The following is a 1,484-nucleotide window of genomic DNA, read 5'->3' as shown; positions in this document are numbered from 1 at the left end:
GCAGATTGTATGAGAAGGAATTTAGATGGAAGAGTAGAAACAATATTTCCATTAGAGGACATAAAAAATAAAAGAAAAGTTATTCAATTTATAAAAGATATTTTGAAGGATAATGTTAAATTAAGGATTCAAAATAAAGATGGAAGTTATTCTCTAAAAGAAAAAGTTTCAGTTTAAGAAAGGTTTTAAAAAGAATAGGTATAATACGATAGGATTATAATTAAAAGTAAAATAAAACTAGAAGGAATATAACTATGATTGAAAAAGAGATATTAATTCAGGCACAGAATGGTGATGAGGAAGCATTAGAATATATTATTAAAAAATATCAAAATGTTGTATATCAAAATATGAAGTATTTTTTTTTAAAGGATGGAGATGTTAATGATTTAATGCAAGAGGGATATATAGGACTAATTAGTGCAATTAATAATTATGATGAGAAAAAGGATGTTTATTTTTATACTTTTGCAAACGTTTGTATAAAAAGACAAATGATTATAGCTATAAAAAAGTCTAATACAGAAAAATATAGAAATCTTAATGAAGCCATGCAAGGGGAAAGTTACTATAAAAAAGAAGAAAATATAAATTATAAAAAACCATCTCTTTCTTTTTATAATCCAGAAGAAATACTTTTGAGCAAAGAGTTAGTTGAGTTATTAAAAGAATATTTAAATAATAACTTAAGTAAATTAGAAAAAAGTGTGTTTTATTATTTGCTTAAACAAAGAACATATATTGAAATTGCGGAATTATTAAATGAAACACCAAAAAGAATAGATAATATAATTCAAAGAATAAAGAAGAAAGTATATGAATATCTAAAAAGATATACATAAAATTAAACTTTTTATTGTTTATAGAATACCAAATTTTGAAAATCAAAAGGATAAGAGCTATGATTGAAAAAGATATTTTGATTCAAGCACAAAATGGTGATGAAGAAGCGATAGAAGAAATTATTAAACAACATGAAAAAATTATTTATATAAATAGCAGAACTTTTTTTTTGAAAGATGGAGAATTTAGTGATTTATTACAAGAGGGGTATATTGGATTAATCAAAGCTATTCAAGGGTATGATGAAAGTAAGGAAAGCTCTTTTAGTACATTTGCTAACTTATGTATAAGAAGACAAATGATTACTGCAATAAAAAGATCAAATACAGAGAAATATAGAAATTTAAATGAAGCTGTATACGATGGAAGTTATTGTGAGAAGGAAGAAAAAATACATTATAAACGTCCTTCTTTAATGTTTCATACTCCAGAAGAGATACTTTTAAGTAAAGAACTAATTGAACTATTAGAAAAATATTTAGAAGAAAATCTAACTAATTTAGAAAAGAGTGTGTTTTATTATTTAATTAAACAACAAACTTATGTTGAAATTGCTAATATATTAAATGAAACACCTAAAAAAATTGATAATACGATTCAAAGAATAAAGAAAAAAATACGAGAATATTTAGAGATATATA

3 protein-coding genes are annotated in these 1,484 nt (G+C 23.0%); all 3 read left to right on the top strand.

Annotation, left to right across the window (positions count from 1 at the left end; genetic code table 11):
- Window positions 1–9 precede the first annotated feature (9 nt).
- Window positions 10–177, top strand: coding sequence for a phospholipase D-like domain-containing protein (locus HMPREF0202_RS15700; protein WP_084537614.1), 168 nt, complete (start codon window positions 10–12; stop codon window positions 175–177).
- A gap of 77 nt (window positions 178–254) precedes the next feature.
- On the top strand, window positions 255–842 hold the full coding sequence (locus tag HMPREF0202_RS03185) for a sigma-70 family RNA polymerase sigma factor (RefSeq protein WP_023051942.1): 588 nt from the start codon (window positions 255–257) through the stop codon (window positions 840–842).
- 59 nt (window positions 843–901) lie between these two features.
- The coding region (locus HMPREF0202_RS03180; protein WP_023051941.1) for a sigma-70 family RNA polymerase sigma factor at window positions 902–1,484 on the top strand (583 nt) is incomplete at its 3' end.

The sequence above is a fragment of the Cetobacterium somerae ATCC BAA-474 genome (assembly GCF_000479045.1).
Taxonomy (GTDB): domain Bacteria; phylum Fusobacteriota; class Fusobacteriia; order Fusobacteriales; family Fusobacteriaceae; genus Cetobacterium_A; species Cetobacterium_A somerae.
The sequence above is the reverse complement of the archived record's forward strand: the minus strand, read 5'-3'. Positions and strand labels throughout refer to the sequence as shown.

Excerpts from the sequence above, each read along its gene's own strand:
- HMPREF0202_RS15700 (WP_084537614.1), top strand. The coding sequence starts at position 10 with ATGAGAAGGAATTTAGATGGAAGAGTAGAAACAATATTTCCATTAGAG.
- HMPREF0202_RS03185 (WP_023051942.1), top strand. The coding sequence starts at position 255 with ATGATTGAAAAAGAGATATTAATTCAGGCACAGAATGGTGATGAGGAA.